The sequence below is a fragment of the Paenibacillus sp. BAC0078 genome (genome assembly GCF_054483875.1).
Genome location: NZ_JBTLRW010000026.1, coordinates 36,015 through 57,696, shown reverse-complemented (window position 1 = coordinate 57,696; position 21,682 = coordinate 36,015). Strand labels below are relative to the sequence as shown.

The 21,682-nt window shown below is 54.5% G+C and carries 16 protein-coding genes; 6 read left to right on the top strand and 10 right to left on the bottom strand.

The window, feature by feature from the left end; genetic code table 11:
- Positions 1-262 precede the first annotated feature (262 nt).
- From ACX1DY_RS28640 to ACX1DY_RS28630, 3 genes are all read right to left on the bottom strand, one after another.
- On the bottom strand, positions 263-2,749 hold the full coding sequence (locus ACX1DY_RS28640) for a DUF4129 domain-containing transglutaminase family protein (RefSeq protein ID WP_458967526.1): 2,487 nt from the start codon (positions 2,747-2,749) through the stop codon (positions 263-265).
- A complete protein-coding gene (locus ACX1DY_RS28635; RefSeq protein WP_458967525.1) occupies positions 2,718-4,052 on the bottom strand; it encodes a DUF58 domain-containing protein in 1,335 nt (444 codons plus the stop codon). The genes ACX1DY_RS28640 and ACX1DY_RS28635 overlap by 32 nt, the downstream gene beginning before the upstream one ends.
- Positions 4,053-4,198: 146 nt before the next feature.
- Positions 4,199-5,548, bottom strand: coding sequence for a polysaccharide deacetylase family protein (locus ACX1DY_RS28630; RefSeq protein WP_458967524.1), 1,350 nt, complete (start codon positions 5,546-5,548; stop codon positions 4,199-4,201).
- A 111-nt stretch (positions 5,549-5,659) separates the two neighbouring features.
- Between ACX1DY_RS28630 and ACX1DY_RS28625 the strand changes: the two genes are divergently transcribed.
- Positions 5,660-6,316: a DedA family protein gene (locus ACX1DY_RS28625; protein ID WP_458967523.1), complete on the top strand. Its 657-nt coding sequence runs from the start codon at positions 5,660-5,662 to the stop codon at positions 6,314-6,316.
- An 8-nt stretch (positions 6,317-6,324) separates the two neighbouring features.
- Here the strand turns inward: ACX1DY_RS28625 and ACX1DY_RS28620 are convergent, their stop codons facing one another.
- Positions 6,325-7,602, bottom strand: coding sequence for an MFS transporter (locus ACX1DY_RS28620; RefSeq protein ID WP_458967522.1), 1,278 nt, complete (start codon positions 7,600-7,602; stop codon positions 6,325-6,327).
- A 149-nt stretch (positions 7,603-7,751) separates the two neighbouring features.
- Between ACX1DY_RS28620 and ACX1DY_RS28615 the strand changes: the two genes are divergently transcribed.
- Entirely contained in the window at positions 7,752-8,693 is a 942-nt protein-coding gene (locus tag ACX1DY_RS28615; protein ID WP_458967521.1) for a helix-turn-helix transcriptional regulator, read from the top strand.
- A 97-nt stretch (positions 8,694-8,790) separates the two neighbouring features.
- Positions 8,791-9,087: a zinc ribbon domain-containing protein gene (locus tag ACX1DY_RS28610; RefSeq protein WP_458967520.1), complete on the top strand. Its 297-nt coding sequence runs from the start codon at positions 8,791-8,793 to the stop codon at positions 9,085-9,087.
- A gap of 181 nt (positions 9,088-9,268) precedes the next feature.
- Here ACX1DY_RS28610 and ACX1DY_RS28605 read toward each other — a convergent pair whose 3' ends face one another.
- Together ACX1DY_RS28605 and ACX1DY_RS28600 are read right to left on the bottom strand one after the other, a co-directional pair.
- Positions 9,269-10,807 (bottom strand): DHA2 family efflux MFS transporter permease subunit, encoded by a 1,539-nt coding sequence (locus ACX1DY_RS28605; protein WP_458967519.1) that lies wholly within the window; start codon positions 10,805-10,807, stop codon positions 9,269-9,271.
- Positions 10,804-11,259, bottom strand: a complete 456-nt coding sequence (locus tag ACX1DY_RS28600) for a MarR family winged helix-turn-helix transcriptional regulator (protein ID WP_458967518.1) — start codon at positions 11,257-11,259, stop codon at positions 10,804-10,806. The genes ACX1DY_RS28605 and ACX1DY_RS28600 overlap by 4 nt, the downstream gene beginning before the upstream one ends.
- A gap of 215 nt (positions 11,260-11,474) precedes the next feature.
- Between ACX1DY_RS28600 and ACX1DY_RS28595 the strand changes: the two genes are divergently transcribed.
- Positions 11,475-12,161 carry a DinB family protein gene (locus ACX1DY_RS28595; protein WP_458967517.1) on the top strand — a complete coding sequence of 229 codons (687 nt, stop codon included), beginning with the start codon at positions 11,475-11,477 and terminating at the stop codon, positions 12,159-12,161.
- An 80-nt stretch (positions 12,162-12,241) separates the two neighbouring features.
- On the opposite strand, the gene ACX1DY_RS28590 is transcribed toward ACX1DY_RS28595, so the two are convergent.
- A complete protein-coding gene (locus ACX1DY_RS28590; protein WP_458967516.1) occupies positions 12,242-16,537 on the bottom strand; it encodes an acyl-CoA dehydratase activase-related protein in 4,296 nt (1,431 codons plus the stop codon).
- A gap of 122 nt (positions 16,538-16,659) precedes the next feature.
- Entirely contained in the window at positions 16,660-17,124 is a 465-nt protein-coding gene (gene bcp / locus ACX1DY_RS28585; RefSeq protein ID WP_458967515.1) for a thioredoxin-dependent thiol peroxidase, read from the bottom strand.
- 103 nt (positions 17,125-17,227) lie between these two features.
- Here bcp and ACX1DY_RS28580 point away from each other — a divergent pair, with 103 nt between their 5' ends.
- The gene (locus tag ACX1DY_RS28580; RefSeq protein WP_458967514.1) at positions 17,228-18,280 is read left to right on the top strand and encodes an LCP family protein; all 1,053 of its coding nucleotides are present in this window, start codon (positions 17,228-17,230) and stop codon (positions 18,278-18,280) included.
- Between the two features lie 140 nt (positions 18,281-18,420).
- Positions 18,421-19,737, top strand: coding sequence for a glutamate-1-semialdehyde 2,1-aminomutase (locus ACX1DY_RS28575; protein ID WP_458967513.1), 1,317 nt, complete (start codon positions 18,421-18,423; stop codon positions 19,735-19,737).
- Positions 19,738-20,158: 421 nt separating this feature from the next.
- Here the strand turns inward: ACX1DY_RS28575 and ACX1DY_RS28570 are convergent, their stop codons facing one another.
- A complete protein-coding gene (locus tag ACX1DY_RS28570; RefSeq protein ID WP_458967512.1) occupies positions 20,159-20,779 on the bottom strand; it encodes a chorismate mutase family protein in 621 nt (206 codons plus the stop codon).
- A 146-nt stretch (positions 20,780-20,925) separates the two neighbouring features.
- Positions 20,926-21,489, bottom strand: a complete 564-nt coding sequence (gene def / locus ACX1DY_RS28565) for a peptide deformylase (RefSeq protein WP_458967537.1) — start codon at positions 21,487-21,489, stop codon at positions 20,926-20,928.
- Positions 21,490-21,682 lie beyond the last annotated feature (193 nt).

Below are 21,682 nucleotides of genomic sequence, written 5' to 3'. Positions count from 1 at the left end.
ATGCTTTTGGTCCTTGCCGGGCGGGGGATGGGAGATTTCAAGAGGAGCGAAAAGGAGGTTCACCAGCTTTTGGAATTGTATGCGTTTCGAATAGGAAGGCGCAGCCTTTTTTCAGTTGGAAAAGCAAAGGTTCTTACGCTTAACTCAGCGGAATACTGGTGAATTCACACGCTTTTCTGAAGGAGCATGACCTGCTCATGTAGTCAGAAATGGAATTTGAACAGCAGGACATTCACCGCACTTGGCGGCGAATACCCTCTGTTCAAGTTAAGCGAAAAGCAATGGTTAGACAGTTGCTGATGAAGGATGCCGGGCAGGACGGTGCGGGCACGGCGAGTGCGGCGGACGCCGAGCGGGACGGTGCGGGCGCGGCGAGTGCGGCGGACGCCGAGCGGGACGGTGCGGGCGCGGCGAGTGCGGCGGACGCCGAGCGGGACGGTGCGGGCGCGGCGGGTGCAGAAGACGCTGAGCGTGGTGGCGCGGGTGCGGCGGATGCCGGACGGGGCGGTACGGCGGGGCTGTTGTACGCCAGGTCTTCCCACTGGCGTACGAACTGCCGGACCGCGGTGCGCAGCCCCGCGTCCTCAATCGCCAGGGAGGCTGCGTACTCCCTGGCTGTTACGCCGGGCGGCGGCGGGCCATACCGCGCCGCCAGCCCGCGCCAGGCCAGCGCGGCTGCGCGCAGCTGCCGCTCGCGGCTCACGCTGCCGGTGCGGCGCACCGCCGGCAGCAGAGCAAGGCAACGCCGCCAGCGCCAGGCGGCGGCGAGCCCCAGCGCCGCAGCTGCGGCCGGCGCTGGCAAGTGCCCGCCCGCCTGCGGCAGGGCGGGCAGAACGTCCGCGCGCTGCGCAGCGGCGGACACGGGGGCAGCCGCCGGGCCTGCGGCAGCGGCGAGGGCGGCGGAGGGCGTGGGGTCGAAGGGGACCCAGCCCGCGCCGGGAAAGTAAACCTCCACCCAGGCGTGGGCATCGCCCTGGGTGACATTATAGCGCTGCGGCAGGGGATCTGCCGCCAGCGTTCCGGGCCCGTAGCCCTGGACATAACGGGCCGGAATGCCCGCGCTTCGCAGCAGCACGGTCATTGAGGTGGCGAAATGCACGCAGTAGCCTTGCTTTGTTGTGAATAAGAAGTCATCCACAAAATCCGCTCCTGACGGCGGCACCCGCGTCTTCAAGGTGTAGGTGTAGCCGCGCTGCAGATAATCCCTTACAGCGGTGGCGGCATCATAACGGTTGCCCGCAGAAGCTGTAAGCTGCTCGGCCAGGCCGGACACTCTTGCGGGCAGCTCAGCAGGCAACTGCAAATACTGGCTTTTGACTGCGGAAGGATCACCGCCAGAAGCCGCGCGCAGATCAGCCGGATCACTCTCCGGCAGCAGAGAATCAACGGTATATTCCGCCACTTTGGCGGGGCCTGAAGTCTCCGGGAGCCGGAAGCTGTTCATCTCCGGATTGGTCATTACATAGCCAAGGCGGCCCCCGTCTGTCAGCTTAATGGACTCCACATCAACCACAGCTCCCGCGCTGAAAAGCGGCAGGCCGCCGGAGGATGGAACAGCGAATTGAACCCTCTGAACCACCCTGCGGCCCTCCCCGGCACCGGACTCAATTAAATCCTGACCGGAAACAGGCAAGCCGGTCAGACTAAACGGCATAAGCTCCTCGCCCTCCCTGATCCAGCGGCGTCCGTCATAATAGGCAATGCTCTCCCCCCGCCAGTAGGACGGCTGATTGGTGAAGACGCTAAAAACAGCCTCAGTGCTGGGGGACAGCGGAGCACCAAGCTCAGCGTCTCCTGAACCGTAGCCTGATCTGCCGGACTGAAGCTGAAGCTCCTCAGAGGACTTCGACAGTTCTCCTGCCGCCCAGACCTGGATTTTGTCATAAACCGGCTGCAGTGTGATTGGAACTCCCGGCCGGGAGCCTTGCAGTTGGCCGATAGTCCAGGCTGCTGCCGCAATAATGAATGCGGTAGCCAGGGCAAGACCTCCCCAGAGTCCATACGGGAGAGAAGCGGCTCCGGTTCGATCCTTCAAGTGCAGCAGCCTGCTCATGGCCTGCATCCATAGAATCAGCCCCACGGAGACAACCACATCACCGGTCGTATTTACAGCAAAGCCCATATCCAGAGCCATAAGATAGACCAGTGTTACAAGAGTAAACAGCGCCGTGCTGCCTCTGTACAGCGCAAGCTGCTGTACAGAGGTAACCAGCAATCCCCAACCGAGTACAAGGATGAGCAGTCTGCTGTCACCGCTCAGGGAGGATATCCGTCCTGAAAAGAGCAGCGCGGCATCCTCCGGGATTTGTGCAATATACGCTCCCAGCCACCCCGTACCTTCATTGGTAGTGCATGTATAGAGCCAGGTCAGAGCAATCAGCAGGAACTGGCCGGTAAGCTGCAGAACACCCGGAAGCCGGCAGCTCCCCCACAGCAGCAGCACTGCCGCAGAGAACATCAGGATTTCCAGCAGATTGGCCGTATCCGGCACTTTGGCAGACCTGTGCAGTGGCAGCAGCCATTCTACGAACAGGCCAAAAATTGCCAAAGAGAACAGCAAACGATAGTGCAGGGGGATACTGTCCCTGATATCGGCATGGCTGTCCTCTGTGTCGCTCCCATTTTTCCCTGCTGCAAATAGCCCTTCCTGCCCGTTCTTATACTCCTCCCGCACACCTGGTGATTGAATCGGGCTTCCTGCCGTTTCCGGCAGTGCTCTACCGCAGCGTTGATTTCTCAGGACATTCACGGATATCCGCCCCCTTGTAGCTATATGCCGAAGAAATATCGCTCAGGCAATACACCCGCGCACCCAGTCTTGCCAGACTGCCGCTGATTGTATCTGCTGCACGCTTTTTAGGTTCGGATGATGCTGGAGCGGGCCCATCCCAGACATAATACAGCTCGACCTTGACCCCCTGCACGAGGAACCGGGCAAGTGTCCGGGCAGACTCTTCCGTCAGCCGGCCTGTAATGACGGCAACGGTCATTCCCGGAATCCAGCCCCGTGAAGCGTCTTCCAGCAGCCTGCTTAGACTGCGGTCGCCGTCCGGTGCAATTTCCGTGAGCATATCCTGCACCCTGCCGGGGATTTGCCCAAGTCCCTCATGTCTGGCCATGCCTTCCGGCCATCCGCCGCTGAAGAGCTGCACATAGGAACCGGAACGCTCGGCTGACAGCATAAGACCCATAGCTGCAGAAACAGCTCGTTCGAACGCCGGAGGCGCCATGCCACGCTGGCTGCGCGGCGCCAGCGCACCGAAAGGGATTTCATAATCCCCGGGACTATTGGCAAGAACAATGCAGGACATATGCCCTTCTTCCCGCTCCGGCACTCTGCTCTGCAGCGCCCCCTTGCGGGCGCTGCTCTTCCAGTGAATCCGGCTGAGCGGATCACCCGGTGAATACTCGCGGATATCTGCCGCTTCAGCATTGTAATTCCGGTTACGACTGCTGATCATAATGTCTCCGGTGATCATACCGCTGTCAGGCACTGCCCCGCCCAGGTACAGCGGTCTGGGCAAAACCTTGAAGCTGTCTTTGCCCTCCGGCTGACAGCCGCCTGTGAACAGGCCGGTCAGCTCTCCCCAGCTTACACTGCACCCGTGAAGCGTATGAATGCCTCTGGGCACCTCCTGCAGCTTATATGAGTAGACAAGTGAACGCCGGAATCCCGGAAAAAGCAATTGCTGATGCACCTCGCCGCCATAGTGGTCGGCGACAATCATCCACGGCAGCGGAATCCCTGCCGAGAAGCTGATCTGTACTTCTACGGTCAAGGTATCTCCCGCCACCGGGCGGAGAGGAGAAATACTGCGGGTAACCTTCACCTGCCGCGGCCCCAGAAGCTGCAGCAGCAGTCCGCCCAGCATAAGAACTCCGCAGGCCGTTAAAAGGAACAGCAGCGATGCTCCTCCCCGCCAGACATACAAGGAGGCGATAACCCCCGCTGTCAGAAGCATTCTCAGCCATTCTCCCAGTGCCGTCCGGCCGCCGGGGATAGGCAAGCTTTTAACATTTTCCGTGTGCTCCATTAGTGATGATGAGGACAATGGGATACCCTTCCTTTGGTCATAGACTAGCTCCCCTTAACCACCATATTTAAGCGGCGGCCTGGAGCCTGTTACTGTCTATTCTTCCCACCGAAAGGGATACCCAGACATTTAAAAACCTTAAAATCAGTTGATAACCGATTTTATCAGAGCGCCTTGACTCTGCGTTCCTCCCCGGTCACACCGGCCGTCAGCACCGGATGTCCTACAGCCTCCAGCAGACTCCGCAGCGGCACCCACAGCGAGGAGCCGATCATCTGCACCCCGGTATTCCGCTGCTGCTGCCTGCCGTCCGCGAAGGTTACAGTCAGCCGCTTATGCTCCGCATCCGCCATCACCGTCCGGCCGTTCCAGACAATTTTGCCGCTGCGTGTGGCTGTATCCCAGCTTACCTGCCCTCCCAGCCGTTCGACCGCCGCACGCAGCGGAACCTTATATTGCCCCCCGCTGATCTGGTATTCTCCCGGCTGCAGCTTTGTTTCCAGCATACCGACCTCCAGCGCGAGCGGCTTGCCGGGTGCAAAAAGCCTGCTGTTCGGAATAATATTCGCAGCAATCCAGGCTTTGGACGGCTTGATCCGGCCAGCCGCTGCTGCTTTGGCAGAAACTCTGAACTGTACCGGCTGTACCTCCTCATTCAGTACACCAAAAGCATACCCGGCTGCCTTGTATCGCCCGATAATCTCTGGCAGCGCCTTGGCGCTTTGCTCATGGCCTCCTCCGTCATGTAGCAGCAGAATCACCTCTGAGGCGCTTAAGTTTGCGGTGGAATCCCTTAATATATCTGCGGCAGGTACTCCCCGGCTTCTGGAATCACCGCTGTCCGCCGTCCAATCCACCACCGAATAGCCCGCTTGCTTAAGCAGATAGAAATACGTTCCGTCAAAGTGCCCGAACGTCCCTCCCGGGGCACGCACAAGCTGCGGGCGGACGCCGGTAATTCCCCGGACGATCTCTTCAGTTTGCTTGATTTGAGTCCAGAACTCCGTAAACCTGCTGTATAAATCATGGTAATTGTGATTATAGGAATGATTGCCGATAGCGTGGCCCTGCTCCCATATGGCATTAATCAGCTCCGGGCGGCTTTTGGCCTGCTCCCCAAGCACGAAAAAGGTCGCCTTGACCCCCTGGTGGCGCAGAATTTCCAGAACCTTTGAAGTGATATTGCTCGGGCCGTCGTCAAATGTTAAGTAGACCGTTTTTTGTTTCTTTTTGGCCGAAAGGGCCAAACCCGCTGAAGTTTTGGAAGATGATGCCGCCGTGGCCTTTGCCACTGTCTGCGGGCTGCGGTCCATGCTGAGCATTGCGGAAGCTGAAGCGGGGGCCTGCGGTGATTGCAGCTTACCAAAAGCCGGGGAAGCCGCGGGCAAATCTTGCTTCACAGCAGCAGGGCGATTATTCTTAGAGAGTGCGGGCATCACAAACCATATAACTGCCATAGCAAGCAACCCGCAGATGAATATCCGGCGGATATGAATTTTTTGGCTACTCTTCATCTTCTCTACCTCCAGCATTCTACTCGCGCGTTATGCGCCTTTTGGTAGATTGTATGAAGACAAGCCCCGAAATAGAATTAGGCATTTATGCCTTTGGAGAGTGGACAACATATGGAAATGCTGAAATGGATCGAGGAATTGTTTGCCAGCTATGGCTATAGTGTGCTGTTCTTTGGACTCCTGCTGGAGTTCGTCGCCCTGCCTTTTCCCGGAGAGACTACAATGGCTTTTGCGGGGTTTCTTTCCTATACCGGCAGACTTGATTTTATCCCGCTGATTGCCGTAGCTTTAGCCGGAACCACAATCGGTATGACCGTAACTTATTTCATCGGCCTCAAGGCCGGATTGCCTTTTATTCAGCGTTATGGCAAATGGTTTCTGTTCTCCCCGGCCAAACTGGAGAAAACACAGCGCTGGTTCGAGCGGTACGGCAGCATCCTCGTTTCCATCGGGTACTTCATCCCGGGCGTGCGCCATTTTACCGGTTACTTCTCAGGCATCATCGCCCTGCCGTTTCGCAAGTTCGCTATGTACGCCTACAGCGGCGCTTTGCTCTGGGTTATACTGTTTCTTGGTATCGGAAAAGTATTCGGCCCGCAGTGGATGGGCATCTTTCACCTGTTCGAGCTGTACGCCCTCTGGATCATCTCCGGCATCGCAGCCATTGCTCTGCTGATCCTCCTGTACCGTTACCGTCATCCCATCCGCTCCCGGCTGCTCCGGCGCAAAGCAGGCATGAAAGCTAAGGTGAAAGAAACCTCCAAGTAACACTGCAGTTATTTACGAATATTACGCCGGACCTTCTTCCATCTGCTGCGCACAAAAACATATCCCGCAAGCAGCAGAGCTACTCCGGCGAAACCGGCACCGCCCGCGAACCCCAGCGTTCTGGGTTCCACCAGATCCAGCAGCCAGCCTGCACCGAACATAGATACGCCGATCAGCGAACCGCTCACCGCCGACAGCATTCCAAACATGGCCGGCTGCTGCTCAGGCGGTGTCTCCCGCATCACAAGCGTGTCCAGGCAGGCATTGCCGATCCCCCCGCATAGCGACAGCAGAATATAGAGTACAAAAGCCACCCCAAAATAGCTGCTTGCACTGATACTCATAAGCATAATCCCTTCACACAGCAGTCCGGCCAGCGCTGCCGCAAGAAGTCTCCGCTTCACCAGCCGTCCGGCAAAAAAGCTGAGGCTAAGCCCAATGCCGAGTGCGGCATAGAAGGCCCCCACCCCAATATCTCCGGCATGAAACACTTGCACGGCGTACACACTGATCAGCACATTGTCCCAGCCATTGATAATCGACACCAGCAGCTCATAGGCAATAACGATCTGCAGCGCCAGACTTCCGCCCACCAGAAGCTTCAGCGTCCGCCAGCGCCCTGTTTTTTTAATCTTGCTTCCCTTTAATTCGGCCTCTCCGTCAACCAAGGGTACGTCTTGCCCGTCTGTGCTCTCTACATTCTGAGGAAAATGAATGCCCCAAATCAGCAGAGCCGCAACCAGGAAAGAGGCTGCATTCATGATAAAAGCCATATCCGGCCCCCACCACAACGACACGACTCCGCCGGTAAAGGCCCCAAGGATAAGCACACAGCCAGTCATCAACTGCTCCAGACTGTTAATTTTGAGCAAGGAATCCGGACCGGCCAGCAGCGGGATGGCAGATTTACGCACCGGACTATAAATTGCCTCGCCCGCCGCCATGATCAAGCTCCCTGCATACAGCAGCCACAATTTGCTCTCCCCATCCACCCATAGAAAAGACAGCGCCACCGGAACACGCAGCAGATCGACGGTCATCATAATGGCTTTGCGCGGCAGCCTGCTTGCCAGCATTCCACCCAGCGGGGCCATGAACAGATAAGGCAGCACTCTTACACCGAGCGATATTCCGACCGCCATCCCCGATCCGGTCACCTTCAGCACCAGCGCCAGCATGGCAATACTGCTGAACCGGTCACCAATCCCATTGACGAGCCCGGCCGCGAATAACCTTGAATACCCCCTATAATTTCGCTTAACAACTGTACATGAGCTTTTGTTCACAGCACTAATCCTCACATTCTTATTAAATAATTATCTAATTAGATGTTAATCGAATGATAGGTATATCGCAAGACTTTATTTTTTTGACTCCACGTGCAATATTAGGATAATGGATAAGCGTATAATTCCCGGGAAAGAAGGAAGCCACTTTGAAAATAGACCGTTTGCTCTCCATCGTCATTCTGCTGATGAACCGGCCCCTTGTTCAAGCCAAGGAGCTGGCTGATATGTTCGAAGTCTCTGTCCGCACCATCTACCGCGATATCGACAGCATCAACGGGGCAGGCATTCCCGTCGTCACCTATCAGGGGGCAAATGGCGGCATTGGCCTTATGGAGGGATACCGTCTGGACCGCAATCTGCTTACGGAGCGCGAGCTGGCTGAGATTTTCACCGCTTTGCAGAGTGTCTCCTCTTACGGAGGCAGCGGGAACAACCTGCTCATGGAAAAAATCAGCAGTGTGATCCCTCCCTCCCAGACCGATGCCTTCCGCAGCAAAACCAACCAGTTAATTATAGATTTCTCCCCCTGGGGATTGCAGGGGCCGCTGGAGGAACGTCTGTCCCTCCTGAAAGAGGCACTGGAGGAAACAGCCACTGTCAGCTTTGATTATGTCAATGCAGACGGCCATGTAAGCCATCGGCTGGTTGAGCCCTATACTCTTGTGCATAAAGGAGTGGCATGGTATTTATACGGCTACTGCACACAGCGCCAGGATTTCCGGCTCTTTAAGCTGCTCCGCATGCGAACGCTAGTCAAGGAGCTGCAGAAATATAACCGGCGGGAGATTCCGGTGCAGGATCTGCCTTGGGGTGCAGGATGGAAGGAAGCCATGAACCTGCTGCCGGTTGTCCTGCATTTTTCAGCAGAGGGCAGGCATCTTGCGGAGGATCACTTTGATTCTGAGGAGCTTCAGCCCGATGGCTGCGGCGGTTATACCGTTAAAGTAAATTATCCCGAAAACGGCTGGCTGTATGGATTTTTGCTGAGCTTCGGGACAATGGCTGAGGTGCTGGAGCCGGAGCATATCCGCTGCAGGCTTGGAGAAATAGCGGCGGGAATTGCTGCAAAATATAACAGCCATACATAATAACCTGAACGAATGCTGTCAGGTTTACTATTTTATAATGGACAGGAGTGTGCGGGGGCCGAAGCCTCCTCCAAAAAATAAAGGAGCGTGTGTGCAAATGGAAACAGCAGTATCGCATCAGAACGAGACTCATTACTGTCAAAGCTGTGGAATGCCTATGCCTGAAGCGGAGATGCAGGGCAGTGACCGGGAAGGTAATAAAACAACAGAATATTGCGTGTACTGCTACGAAGGCGGGGAATTCAAGCAGCCGGATATCACGCTGGAGGGAATGACCGATCTATGCGCCGGATTTATGGTCGAAGAAGGCATGGACGAAGCCGCCGCGCGTAAAATGCTGGCGGACTCCCTGCCGCGGCTGAAACGCTGGAGCACAGTAAGCGAAGCGAACTAGGAAGCAGGGCGGAGCTGTATCAGTTGAACTCCCGCAGTTACGACCAGCCCCATTATGAAAATCTATAGTTCAACTGTTTTTGCAGCAGCTATCAACAAAAAGGACTAACCATGCGCGCTGAATGAGAAGGCGGCAGGATAGTCCTTTTTTAACAGAATCCGATCTTAAATCAATTCACTTCTTAAGCTTGCTGCGATTTGGCCAGTTGCGGCTGTTCGGGCTTCACAGGCTCAGCTTCCTCTGTCTTCAGAAAGTCCGCCTGCGGCGAGGTCTTCTTGATGAACAAAGCCAGCACCAAGGCTACAACTGTAACCCAGGTGGCTACGGTAAACGAATGGGTAATCCCGTTAATCGTCGCTTCCTGTGTTAGCTTCAGCATGCCTGCCTTGTCAGTCTGCGATACAGCCCCGCTCATCACGGCATCTGTAATTACACTCTTCGTCCGGTTGGTCATCAGGCTGACAAACAGCGCCATCCCGAGTGCTCCACCCACCGTCCGAAGTGTGTTGGACATTGCCGTACCATGCGATGCCAAACGCTGCGGAAGCTGGTTCAGACCGGCGGTTACAATCGGCATCATCAGCATGGACATCCCGAACATCCGCGCTGTATATGTCAGGATCAGATGAGTATACGTGGTGGAGTCGGTAATTTGGCTGAACTCCCAGGTGGTAACGGTAGTGATGATCAGGCCGATGACGGACAGCCATCTTGCTCCGATTTTATCAAAAATAATCCCTGTGATCGGAGACATTACGCCCATCAGAATCGCACCCGGCAGCAGCATAAGCCCAGATTCCACCGGTGTGAATCCGCGGATGGTCTGCAAATAGATCGGAAGCAGAATCATGCCGGAATACAGCGCCATCGTAACAATAATGTTGATCACTGTGGTGAGTGAATACATGTTATACCGGAAAATACGGAATTCCAGCAGCGGATTGTCATGACTAAGCTCACGCCATACAAACAAGGCCAAAGCTACAACCCCCAAGATCAGACAGCTATAGACAGTCGCGCTGTTCCAGCCGTCCGTACCGGCGTCACTGAAGCCATACAGCAGACCGCCAAAGCCGAGGGTTGATAGGACAATCCCCAGCTTATCCAGCTTAGGCGAGGTTAACTTGCCGACATTCTGCATCGTCTTCATGCCAAGCAGTGTAGAGAGAACCGCCAGCGGAAGCACGATATAGAACAGTACCCGCCAGGAATAATGCTGAACAACCCAACCGGACAGCGTAGGGCCGACCGCCGGGGCAAAAATCATCGCTACCGCCATAAGCCCCATGGCTTTGCCGCGCTCTTCAATCGGGAAGATACGCAGGAACACAATGTTCATCAGCGGCATCAGAATGCCGGCGCCGACAGCCTGAATGACTCTGCCGACCATAATCATTTCAAACCCGGAACCTATGGCGCAGACCAAGGTCCCTATAGAAAAAAGGATCATTGCAGTTGTAAACAGTTGACGGGTTGTAAATTTCTCCACCAGATAGGCGCTGAGTGGAATGAGCACGCCGTTGACCAGCATGAATCCCGTTGTCAGCCATTGCGCCGTATTGGCGGCGATGCTCAGGTCCTCCATCATTTTCGGCAGCGCCACGTTCATCAGCGTCTGATTGAGCAGCGCCACGAATGCCCCGATCAAGAGCGCCGCAATGATTGGCCCCCTGCGTATCGTCTTCGCCGGCGCGGCGGCATTTGCGTTAATTGTACTCATAGCTTTTTATTGTCTCTCCCTTGCTCCAAAATTTTAATGATGTCCCCATGCAGCCGCAGCAGCTCTTGGGCATCCTCTGCAGATAAGTTCGATAATGGCTCCAGATGGCTTCTGAGCGCCTGTTTGCTTCGCGCCCTGATGTCCCTGCCTTTGTCGGTCATGGCCAGCTTAAATATACGTTTGTCGCTCTCTGAGCGTTGTCTGGTTATCAGTCCGGCCTTCACCATCCGGTCAACTACACCGCTCGCGGCGCTGTTCCCTAAGTGCAGCAGGTCCGCAAGCTCCGTGATTCCCACATCGGGGTGTGCCTTCAATTTGCGCAAGACCATTAACTGGGTCGATGTAACGCCCAGCTCTTCTGCATCCTTCCACATAAGCTGTTGAAAATTATGAATGATGCAGCGGAATGAAGAAAAGATTTCATCCAATTGCCGCTCTTTATCCTCCAACATTCATCATCTCCGTAAACTAGATAATATTTCGTATACGAACTATTTTACTATTTACGTATTTATGCGTCAAGAGTTTGCAGAAATTTTCTGAAATATGGGATTTGGCCCATCAGCTTAGTGTGGACTTCCTCCTTGTGACAGACTCTTCTAAAAATCACCCAGCTTTGGGGAATTTTTTATATAATCAAATTATTATAGCGAAAGCGGTGAAAAGCATGGATCAAGGAGCACGCAAGACCTGGAATGCGAAACATAAGCAATTAACGGGAATAATCACAAAACCGGAAGAGCACGCTAATGCAGTGTCGCTGTTCCTGGAGCAGCATGCCCGCCTGTACGCTTCAGACGGAAGCGATGTGCAGCAGCCGACCTATGAGGACGAACTGCTGCGGGAGCTGAGCGAGCAAACCATGCGCAGTTATCCGGTACATACGCCTGACAGCCGCAATTCGATTGTGTGGCATCTTTGGCACAGCGCACGTATTGAGGACATCACGATGAATCTCCTCGTCGCTGATGGGGAGCAGGTTCTACGGTCAGAGCAATATGCGGACAGGCTGCACATCCCTTTCCACCACTCGGGAAATGGCATGGAGGAGCAGGAAATCGCCGAGCTTAGCTCTGACATCCAAATTGATGCACTGCTCGCCTACCGGAAGGATGTTGCAGCCAGAACACGCTCTATCATCGCTGCACTGCTCCCCGGACAATTCCGGGCCAAGCCCGGTCCTGCACAGATCCGCAGAATCACCGAAGAAGGCGCAGTCAAAGCCTCGGAGCAATGGCTCATAGATTACTGGGGAGGGAAAACCATCGCAGGTCTGGTCCTGATGCCGGCCACAAGGCATAATTTTGTCCACTTGAACAAAGCGATGCGCATCAAGCAAAAGCTGCAGAAATAACCGGCACTTTCTTATATTTTCCAAAAAAAGAGCGTACCCCTTAACAGCTTAGGGTACGCTCTTCCTATACAAAATAAATGCTATAGCCCGTTTTCGATGCTTCCCGCCACAACAGGCTTTAGTTTGCTGCCTGTTTTTGCTTTTACGGGAGCCGGCTGCTCTTTGCTCTCCAGACCGCTGGCAATCGACATCATCAGCTTGATCCGGTTCGCCTGGTTCACCACGCTGACTCCGGCATCGTAATCAATGGCGGCAATGTTGGCGCCAGGATACAACTCCTTCAGCCCTTTTATCATTCCCCGGCCGGTAATATGGTTCGGCAGACAGGCGAATGGCTGAATACAAGCAATATTATTGACCCCGTTATCCAGCAGGTCCATCATTTCCGCCGTCAGGAACCAGCCTTCGCCCATCTGATTGCCCACGGACACAAGACGGCTGGCCTTCTCGGCCAATCCGTAGATAGTCTCACGGCCCTTGGCCAGCCCGGCTTCCACAAGCGCCGTCTTAACTGGTCTGCGGTAAATTTCCAGATAGGAGATCAGCATCGGATTGAGGTAGCCCAGCTTTTTGCTTTTGCCGAATTGCTCGGCTTTGTAGATTGGGTTGTAGACGCAATAAAAGATGAAATCCAGGAAATCCGGCATCACCGCTTCACCGCCTTCCGCCTCAATCATCTCGATGATGCGGTTGTTGGCGTCCGGATGGAACTTGATCAGAATTTCCCCTACTATCCCCACTCGCGGCTTAGTGGCCTTCGTCACCGGCAGTTGGCTGAATTCAGCGACGATCTCGCGGGTCAGCCGCTTGTATTCCCGGAATGAAAAGGTCGACAAGCTGGATTTGCAGCGCTCCATCCCTTTGCGGAACAGGGCCTCTGTGCTTCCCGGAATGACCTCGTACGGTCTGAAGCGGTGCAACAGACGCATCATCAGGTCGCCGTAGCACGCAGCGGCAATCAGCCGGTTAGCCAGCTTCAGGCTGATGCGGAAGCCCGGCTGGCTCTCCATTCCGGAGACATTCAGCGAAATTACCGGAATCTGCCCCAGACCAGAATCCTTCAGCGCCTTGCGCAGCAGTGAAATATAGTTGGTCGCACGGCAACCTCCGCCTGTCTGCGACATGATTACAGCGGTCCGGTCCGGATTATAATCGCCGCTCCTCAGCGCCGACAGGATCTGCCCGATGGTGACAATCGCCGGATAGCAGGCATCATTATTTACATATCTGAGACCTTCCTCCGTCTCCTGCGGTCCGGTACTTTCCAGAATCTTAAGACGATATCCGGCATCGCGGAAGACCCGCTCGAACAACTCAAAATGGATCGGCGACATCTGCGGCGCAAGAATCGTGTACGTATCCTTCATTTCCTTCGTGAACGGCACATTGGCCTGGGTCTTATACAGGAGCTGAGGCTGAACGTTGCCTTTCTCCCGCTCGCGCATTGCGGCAAGCAGTGACCGAAGACGGATGTGTGCCGCACCGAGATTGCTGATCTCATCAATCTTGATCAGGGTATACACCTTGTTATTGCGTTCCATGATCTCCTGAACCGCATCGCACGTAATCGCATCAATGCCGCAGCCGAAGGAGGTAAGCTGCACCAGCTCCAGATCGTTTCTGCTGGCGGCCAGACGCGCCGCGCGGTACATCCGGGCATGGTAGGTCCACTGATTGACCACCGCCACATCCCCTTCACTGCGATCCAGATGGCAGACTGCATCCTCCGTCAGCACAGCCAGCCCCATGCCGGTAATCATCTCTGCGATGCCGTGGTTGATCTCCGGGTCGGCATGGTAGGGATGTCCACAGAGCAGAATCCCCTTGGTATCACTGTGTGTAAGGAACTCCAGCGTCTCCTCTCCCTTGGTCCGCAGATCATATTTGGCGTTCTCTGCTTCCGCAAGTCCCGCCTGCACTGCGGCAGCGATCTCTTCCTTGGGAATATCCGCGAAGGTCTTTACCAGAACCCGGGTCAGCGCCGGAATATCGTCGAAGGTCAGAAACGGGCTGACCAGCGGAATGCCCTTTTCCTTCAGTCCATCCATATTGTTGCGGATCACTTCGGGATAAGAGGCCACGACCGGACAATTGAAATGATTCTGCGCTGCGTCATCCTCTTTCTTCTCATATACGACCGCCGGATAAAAGATAAAATCGACGTTTTTACCGAGCAGACTCTGCACATGCCCGTGGGCCATCTTCGCCGGATAGCAGATGGATTCCGAAGGAATGGTATCCATTCCGCTCTCAAAGAGCTTCTTGCTCGACTTCGGAGACAGCACGGTCCGGAAACGCAGTGCGGTGAAGAAGGTATGCCAGAACGGATAGTTCTCGAACATATTCATGGTCCGCGGAATGCCGACCGTTCCCCGCTCCGCCTGCTCCTCAGGCAGCCCCTCATAATCAAAGAACCGCTCATATTTATACTGCATCAGGTTCGGCAGACTGTTCTTCTCTTTCTTGCCTCCCGCCCCGCGTTCACAACGGTTGCCGGTAACGTGAAAGCTCTTGTCCGGGAACCGGCTGATCGTCAGGGCGCAGTTGTTGCCGCAACGGCCGCAGCGGCCCGGTGATACCTCGTATTTAAAGGCTTCCAGTTCTTCAGGACTGAGGAGGGTGCTGCGGCCTTCAAGTCCTGCATGCTCTCTGGCGATCAGCGCACAGCCGTAGGCTCCCATCACGCCGGCAATATCCGGTCTAACCACGGTTCTGCCAGTCAACAGCTCGAAGGCCCGGAGCACCGCTTCGTTATAGAACGTACCGCCCTGCACAATAATGTTGCGCCCCAAATCCTCGGGATTGCGGATCTTGATCACCTTTTGCAGCGCATTCTTGATGACGGAATAGGCCAGCCCTGCCGAGAGGTCGGCCAGAGAAGCCCCTTCCTTCTGCACCTGCTTCACCTTGGAATTCATGAACACCGTGCAGCGCGAGCCCAGATTGACAGGTCCCGTGGATTCCAGCGCCGCTGCGGCAAATTCCCCGATCCCGAGCTCCAGCGCGGAGGCAAAGCTCTCCAGAAAGGAGCCGCAGCCCGCCGAGCAGGCCTCGTTCAGCATCAGGCTGTCGATGGCTCCGCCCCGGATTTTGATGCACTTCATGTCCTGACCGCCGATATCGAGGATGAAATCAACCTCCGGCATGAATTTGGAGGCTGCCTTGTAGTGGGCCACCGTCTCCACTTCACCGCCGTCTGTACGCAGCGCCGCCTTCACCAAGCCTTCACCGTAACCGGTTGCGTAAGCTCCGGCGATGTGGCAGCCCTCCGGCAGTATGCGGTAAATCTCCTTCAGGGCATCGCTGACCGACTGCAGCGGATTGCCTTTGTTGCTTCCATAAAAGGTATAGAGAATTTCATCCGCTGATCCGGTAATGACCAGCTTCGTCGTTGTGGACCCGGCATCAATGCCCAGATAGCAAGGTCCTTTGTATGTAGAAAGTTCTGACCGGGGAGCTGAAGCCTGGGCATGGCGCTGACGGAACTGCGCAAGCTCCTCCGGCGATGCGAACAGCGGCTTCAGCTCGGCATCCTCGGCGCGGTCGGCACTGAAATCCACGGAAGCAATCCGCGCCAGCCAGCCGGACAACGGCAGCACCAGCGGGTCCTTCTGCGACAGCGCCGACCCAATCGCCACGAAATACTGTGAGCGCTCAGGGAACAGAATCTCGCCTTCCTTAAGCCCAAGCGTCTCGGCAAAACGCTCCCGCAGCGCAGGCAGGAAGGTGAGCGGCCCGCCAAGGAAGGCTACGCGCCCCCGGATCGGGCGGCCGCAGGCCAGTCCGCTGATTGTCTGGTTGACGATGCTCTGAAAAATCGAAGCCGCCACATCTTCGCGGCGGGCGCCTTCGTTGAGCAGCGGCTGCACATCGCTCTTGGCAAATACGCCACAGCGCGATGCGATAGGGTATATTCGTTCATGCTGCTCCGCCAGGGCGTTCAGCCCCGCAGGGTCCGTCTGCAGCAGGGAAGCCATCTGGTCGATGAACGCTCCCGTGCCCCCGGCACAGGCTGTATTCATCCGCTGCTCGATGCCGCCGCTGAGATAAATAATCTTAGCATCCTCGCCCCCCAGCTCAATGGCTGTATCACACTGCGGGATCAGCGAGCTGATCGCTTTGGTGCAGGCAATCACCTCCTGAACGAAGGGCACTTCGCCCAGCTTTGAGAGCGACAAACCCGAGGAACCGCTTACAGTCAGTGCTGCTTCGCTATCCGGGAACCTGTCACGTACATCCGACAGGAGGGATAGCGCTGCTTTTTTTATATCGCTATAATGTCTCACATAATCCTGATATACAATCGTATCGCGTTCCATAACAACCAATTTGGCCGTAGTTGATCCGACATCCAGCCCAATGCGCAGCATCATCATGCATTTATCACCATGCCTTGCTCCAAATTTGAAGTAATATGAGGCAACTATATCATGAGAGCGCCTTATGAAGGCTGTTAAAAATGTAACAGACATTTACAATTATTTACTAGCATACTTAATTATTTCATGATTTCTTCTAATACCGCTTCGACATGTCCCTTGACCCGTACCTTCCGCCATTCTTTGACCAGGATGCCCTGTTCATCAATGAGAAAGGTGGAGCGCACAATGCCCATAAATTCTCTGCCGTACAGCTTCTTGAGCTGCCAGACTCCAAATAATTCACTCACGGTATGCTCTTCATCCGATAGCAGCGGAAACGGCAGACTGTTCTTGTCAATGAACTTCTTATGAGAAGCCAGACTATCGGTGCTGATTCCCAGCAGGACCGCATTTCCCCGGGCAATCGGGTCCTCGGCGTCACGGAATTCACAAGCCTCCTGCGTGCAGGCAGGGGTCATATTTTTGGGATAGAAATATAGCAGCACTTTGCGGCCCCGGTACTCACTTAAGCTGATATTCTGCCCGGTTGAAGCGGGAAGGGTGAAATCCGGCACCTTTTGTCCGATTGTTAGTTCATTCATGTTCAGGTCCACTCCTAAAATTTATGGTTAAATATTCCGAAATTGCTTGTATACCTAAAAGAAATTATAATGTAGAGAATGTGAATCGGAAAGGAAGAACGAAATGCCACCAAGAAAGAAACGGCACGCAAAAGCCGGCAAGTCAAAGAAGAAGCCGCTGCTCTGGACTCTTGCAATCATACTTCTCCTGATTATCGGCGGGGCTGTTTATTATTTTACCTCCATCTACAATCAGCTCGATAACCTGCATAAGACCGGCGAAGACTCACCGTTTGCAGCAGTCCCCTCTCCTTCTGCCGAAGTGGTTCAGCCACCTAAATGGGAAGGCACGGAGCCAGTGAACATCCTGCTTATGGGTGTAGACGCGCGCGGGGTGAAGAAGGGTGAAGTGCCACGCTCCGATACGATGCTGGTCGCCTCCCTTGATCCGGTTAAAAAGAAATTTTATGTTTTCTCTATTCTCCGTGATACCTATGTAGATATTCCTCAGCATGGCAAGGAACGTATCAATACGGCAATTACCCACGGACCCGAGACGGCGATGCAGACGGTCAGCGACCTGCTCGGCATTCCGATTCAATATTATGTCTATACCGATTTCCAGGGCTTCATCAAGCTTGTAGATGCGGTCGGCGGCGTCGATTACGATGTCGAGAAGGACATGGTCTACAAGACGAAGGCTGACGGACCGGAATATGACATTGATCTGAAAAAAGGGTTCCAGCATCTCGACGGCAATAAGGCGCTGCAATATGTGCGTTTCCGTCACGATGCCACTTCCGACTTCACCCGGACGGAACGCCAGCGCGCCTTCCTTAAGGCTGTAGCGGACAAAGTGATCAGCACAACCTCTATCATCAAGCTGCCAAGCATCCTGTCCCAGGTTACTCCTTTTATTGATACCAACCTGAAGGTCGATGATATGTGGAAGCTGGCTACCGTCGGCTATGACAGCTCTATGGGCGGCAGTGAACAGATTCCGCCGATGGATCTGCTCACCGAAGAGAAGACAAAAGGCGGCTCCGCCGTCATTGGCATCAGCAGCGAAAGAAAGCTGAAGCAATTTGTGCAAGACACAATGACTGCCCCTGAGCCGTCGCCTTCACCGGAGGCTTCGCCAGGCAGCAGCCCTTCCGCAAGCGCCGGCAGCAAATAGGGCAATAGCAGGTTAAACGCATAGAAGGGCAATAAAACAACAATCTACCCATGCTAGGCATAAGGGCGGGCGAACAGCGGAACTTTCCGCGGTTCGCCTTTTCCCTTGCGCGGCATAACAGAAAGAAAGGATGACTAATTATGAACCGTACCACATCTGAACATCTGTATGAGGAGGCCCTGCAGCACATCGTCGGAGGCGTCAACAGTCCCTCCCGTTCTTTCAAAGCCGTTGGCGGCGGCGCTCCTGTCTTCATGAAACGCGCCGGCGGCTCCCGCTTCTGGGACGAAGACGGCAATGAATACATAGATTATTTGGCTGCCTACGGGCCGATCATTACCGGCCATGCCCATCCTCATATTACAGCCGCGATTACCAAGGCGGCAGAGAATGGCCTGCTGTACGGTACTCCCACCCAGCTTGAGATTAAGCTGGCGAAGATGCTGAAAGAGGCTATCCCGTCAATGGATAAAGTACGCTTCGTCAATTCCGGCACAGAGGCCGTCATGACCACGATCCGTGTAGCCCGCGCGTATACGAAGCGCAGCAAGATCGTCAAATTTGCCGGCTGCTACCACGGCCATTCCGATCTTGTGCTGGTGGCTGCAGGCTCCGGCCCGTCCACCCTCGGCATACCGGACAGCGCCGGTGTACCGGCCAGCATCGCCCAAGAGGTTATTACAGTTCCCTTCAATGATCTGGACGCGCTGCGTGAAGCACTCAGCAAATGGGGCGACGATGTGGCTGCGGTGATGGTGGAGCCGATTGTCGGTAACTTCGGCATGGTTATGCCGAAGCCGGGCTTCCTGGAAGGGCTGTGCAAGCAGGCTCATGACAATGGCTCACTGGTTATTTACGACGAAGTCATTACCGCTTTCCGCTTCCATTACGGCTCTACGCAAACCTATGCCGGGCTGCAAAATCATGAAGAGATCATCCCTGACCTGACAGCGCTTGGCAAAATCATCGGCGGCGGCCTGCCAATTGGCGCTTACGGCGGCCGCAAGCATATCATGGAGCAGGTTGCTCCGCTCGGCCCTGCTTATCAGGCCGGTACAATGGCGGGCAACCCCGCTTCCATCTCCGCAGGCATCGCCTGCCTGGAGGTGCTTGCCGCCGAAGGCGTCTACGACGAGATGGAACGGCTGGCAATCCGCCTAACTGAAGGGCTGCAGGCATCCGCTGACCGTCATGGCATCCCAATGACGATCAACCGTATCCGCGGCGCGTTCTCCACCCATTTCTGCAAGCATCCGGTGACCAATTACGATGAAGCGCAGGATACAGACGGCGAGCTGTTCGCCAGCTTCTTCCGCCATATGCTAAACCGCGGCATTAACCTGGCTCCGTCCAAGTATGAAGCCTGGTTCCTGACCACGGCGCATACCGACGCCGATATTGACGCCACGCTGGCAGCGGCGGAGGCTTCATTCGAGGCTATGGCGGCAGAGAGATAATATTGCTGCTCATTAGAAATTCAAACCCACTGCGTTGTTTGCGCAGTGGGTTATTTTTATTGCTGCAAAGGTTGTAGATCAGTTGAACAATAGTAGATCGTCAGACTCTAAATGTTGGAGTTCAAACGATGCCTGATCGGAAGAGTCTACCCGTTTGTAGCGGACTGAGCCGCTCTTATTTCTCCTGGAAGTCCTTTTTCCGCAAGTGAACGGACTCCAAAGCCGTTATGGGCGAACATTCACCCTAAATATACCTGCCGAAGAGGCGATAAGCACTTTACGGTCCGCAAGGAACAGGAGGATGGATACGACGAATCCCTCTCTCCCCAAACCACAAAGGCTCCGTCCTAAGTCACAAATTTAGAACTGATGCTGTACAAGTTTTTTTTCAAGTTCAAATTATATACATAGCCCCAAGCCGTTATCGAAAGTCAACCTTCTTATCCAGGATAACCTCTACCCTCACGGGCCGTATGAACCTGTTGCTGCCTGGCACTAGGGAAAGGCTAATAGTACTCAAGTCTTGCGGAAGTGGCGGGGAGACCATAAACTGCATTTGAAGATGCGAGCCTCCGCCTCGCGCACCATGCTCCTTAATCTCATAATCAGTACCACCATGAACCGCAAGAGTAAGCTCTGGCTGAATGTTTACAGGAGACACGGTCTCTTTCAAGTACTTAATTTCCAGCGTGACGATACTGTACCTCTCATACTGCATGGCATGTGTCAGGGTGTATTCGACATCGCCCTCCAGCGTTGTTTTCATAATCGGCAGCACGCCGTTCAAAGGGCCAGATCCATCCCAGAAGTGCCGTCTCGGCCGCGCCTCATTCAGATTGCTCAGAATAAACGTGATCTCGGCAACCTCAAGCCCAAATTCAACAGCCCACTGCTCTATGGTTTCCATTTCTGGAGAAAGCCCCTTACCACCCGCAACCGCCTTGCGCTGCCGGAACAGTTCCAGAATTTGTGCATCAATCTGCTTCGCTTCATCATTATACTCATTGGCTATACCCCTTATTGGCATTCTTGACCAGCCCATTGTGCCAATCCCCCTTTTTCAGTATCATCCGAGCTACAACACAGACAGTATAGCATTTTTTTCCACATTCAAGAAAAACCTGCCCAAAGTAGTAAAAAGCCGTAACCCCCTATTGGAGACACGGCTTATGTAATACAACATTAACATTAATCTCTTTTCTTATCATAGAGGCTGCGGATCTCCACACCCTGGGGAAGCTTGAACGGGTTCTCCTGATTAATCCGGTCGTAGAACATGATTCCGTCCAGATGGTCCATTTCATGTTGAATAACAATGGCCTGGTAGCCTTTGAATTTCATGACAACCTCCTTGCCGCTCATATCATAGCCCTTCACCTTCACCGACTCATACCTTGGCACAAAGCCATGCACCGGACGGTCAACGGACAGGCAGCCCTCGCTCTCCGGCAAATATACCATCGTGAGCGAATGGCTGATGATCTTGGGATTAACCCAAGCATGCTCCACCGTTCTTCCCTTCTCATCCTTCAGGTACATCACGAACATCCGCTGCTGAAGCCCGACCTGATTCGCCGACAAGCCCACGCCGGAGCGCAGCTTGTATTTGGCGGAAAGCTCTGTGTCCTGGCTGTTCTTCAAAAACTGCATCATACACTGCAGGGCCTCTTGGTCCTCCGCCTGTAGCGGAAGCTGTACCGGCTCCGTTACGGTGCGCAGCACAGGATCGCCCTCCCGTACAATGTCATCCATTGTGATGATATATTCTGTATTATATTTTGCGCTAGACAACAACCTTCATCCACCTTTATGCCGTACGGGCTGAATTTAATTTTATCTAAATATATATAAATTGAACTATAGATTTCATATTGGGGTCTGGTCGTAACTGCGGGGAATGTTTGGACTTCCGGCCGCTGTTATCTGCAGATTTCTTGATTTATAC

Bases quoted from the DNA above. Each gene is read 5' to 3' on its own strand.
- ACX1DY_RS28630 (WP_458967524.1), bottom strand. From the start codon at position 5,548: ATGAAGAGTAGCCAAAAAATTCATATCCGCCGGATATTCATCTGCGGG.
- ACX1DY_RS28625 (WP_458967523.1), top strand. From the start codon at position 5,660: ATGGAAATGCTGAAATGGATCGAGGAATTGTTTGCCAGCTATGGCTAT.
- ACX1DY_RS28610 (WP_458967520.1), top strand. From the start codon at position 8,791: ATGGAAACAGCAGTATCGCATCAGAACGAGACTCATTACTGTCAAAGC.
- ACX1DY_RS28605 (WP_458967519.1), bottom strand. From the start codon at position 10,807: ATGAGTACAATTAACGCAAATGCCGCCGCGCCGGCGAAGACGATACGC.
- ACX1DY_RS28600 (WP_458967518.1), bottom strand. From the start codon at position 11,259: ATGTTGGAGGATAAAGAGCGGCAATTGGATGAAATCTTTTCTTCATTC.
- ACX1DY_RS28595 (WP_458967517.1), top strand. From the start codon at position 11,475: ATGGATCAAGGAGCACGCAAGACCTGGAATGCGAAACATAAGCAATTA.
- ACX1DY_RS28590 (WP_458967516.1), bottom strand. From the start codon at position 16,537: ATGATGATGCTGCGCATTGGGCTGGATGTCGGATCAACTACGGCCAAA.
- bcp (WP_458967515.1), bottom strand. From the start codon at position 17,124: ATGAATGAACTAACAATCGGACAAAAGGTGCCGGATTTCACCCTTCCC.
- ACX1DY_RS28580 (WP_458967514.1), top strand. From the start codon at position 17,228: ATGCCACCAAGAAAGAAACGGCACGCAAAAGCCGGCAAGTCAAAGAAG.
- ACX1DY_RS28575 (WP_458967513.1), top strand. From the start codon at position 18,421: ATGAACCGTACCACATCTGAACATCTGTATGAGGAGGCCCTGCAGCAC.
- ACX1DY_RS28570 (WP_458967512.1), bottom strand. From the start codon at position 20,779: ATGGGCTGGTCAAGAATGCCAATAAGGGGTATAGCCAATGAGTATAAT.
- def (WP_458967537.1), bottom strand. From the start codon at position 21,489: ATGGATGACATTGTACGGGAGGGCGATCCTGTGCTGCGCACCGTAACG.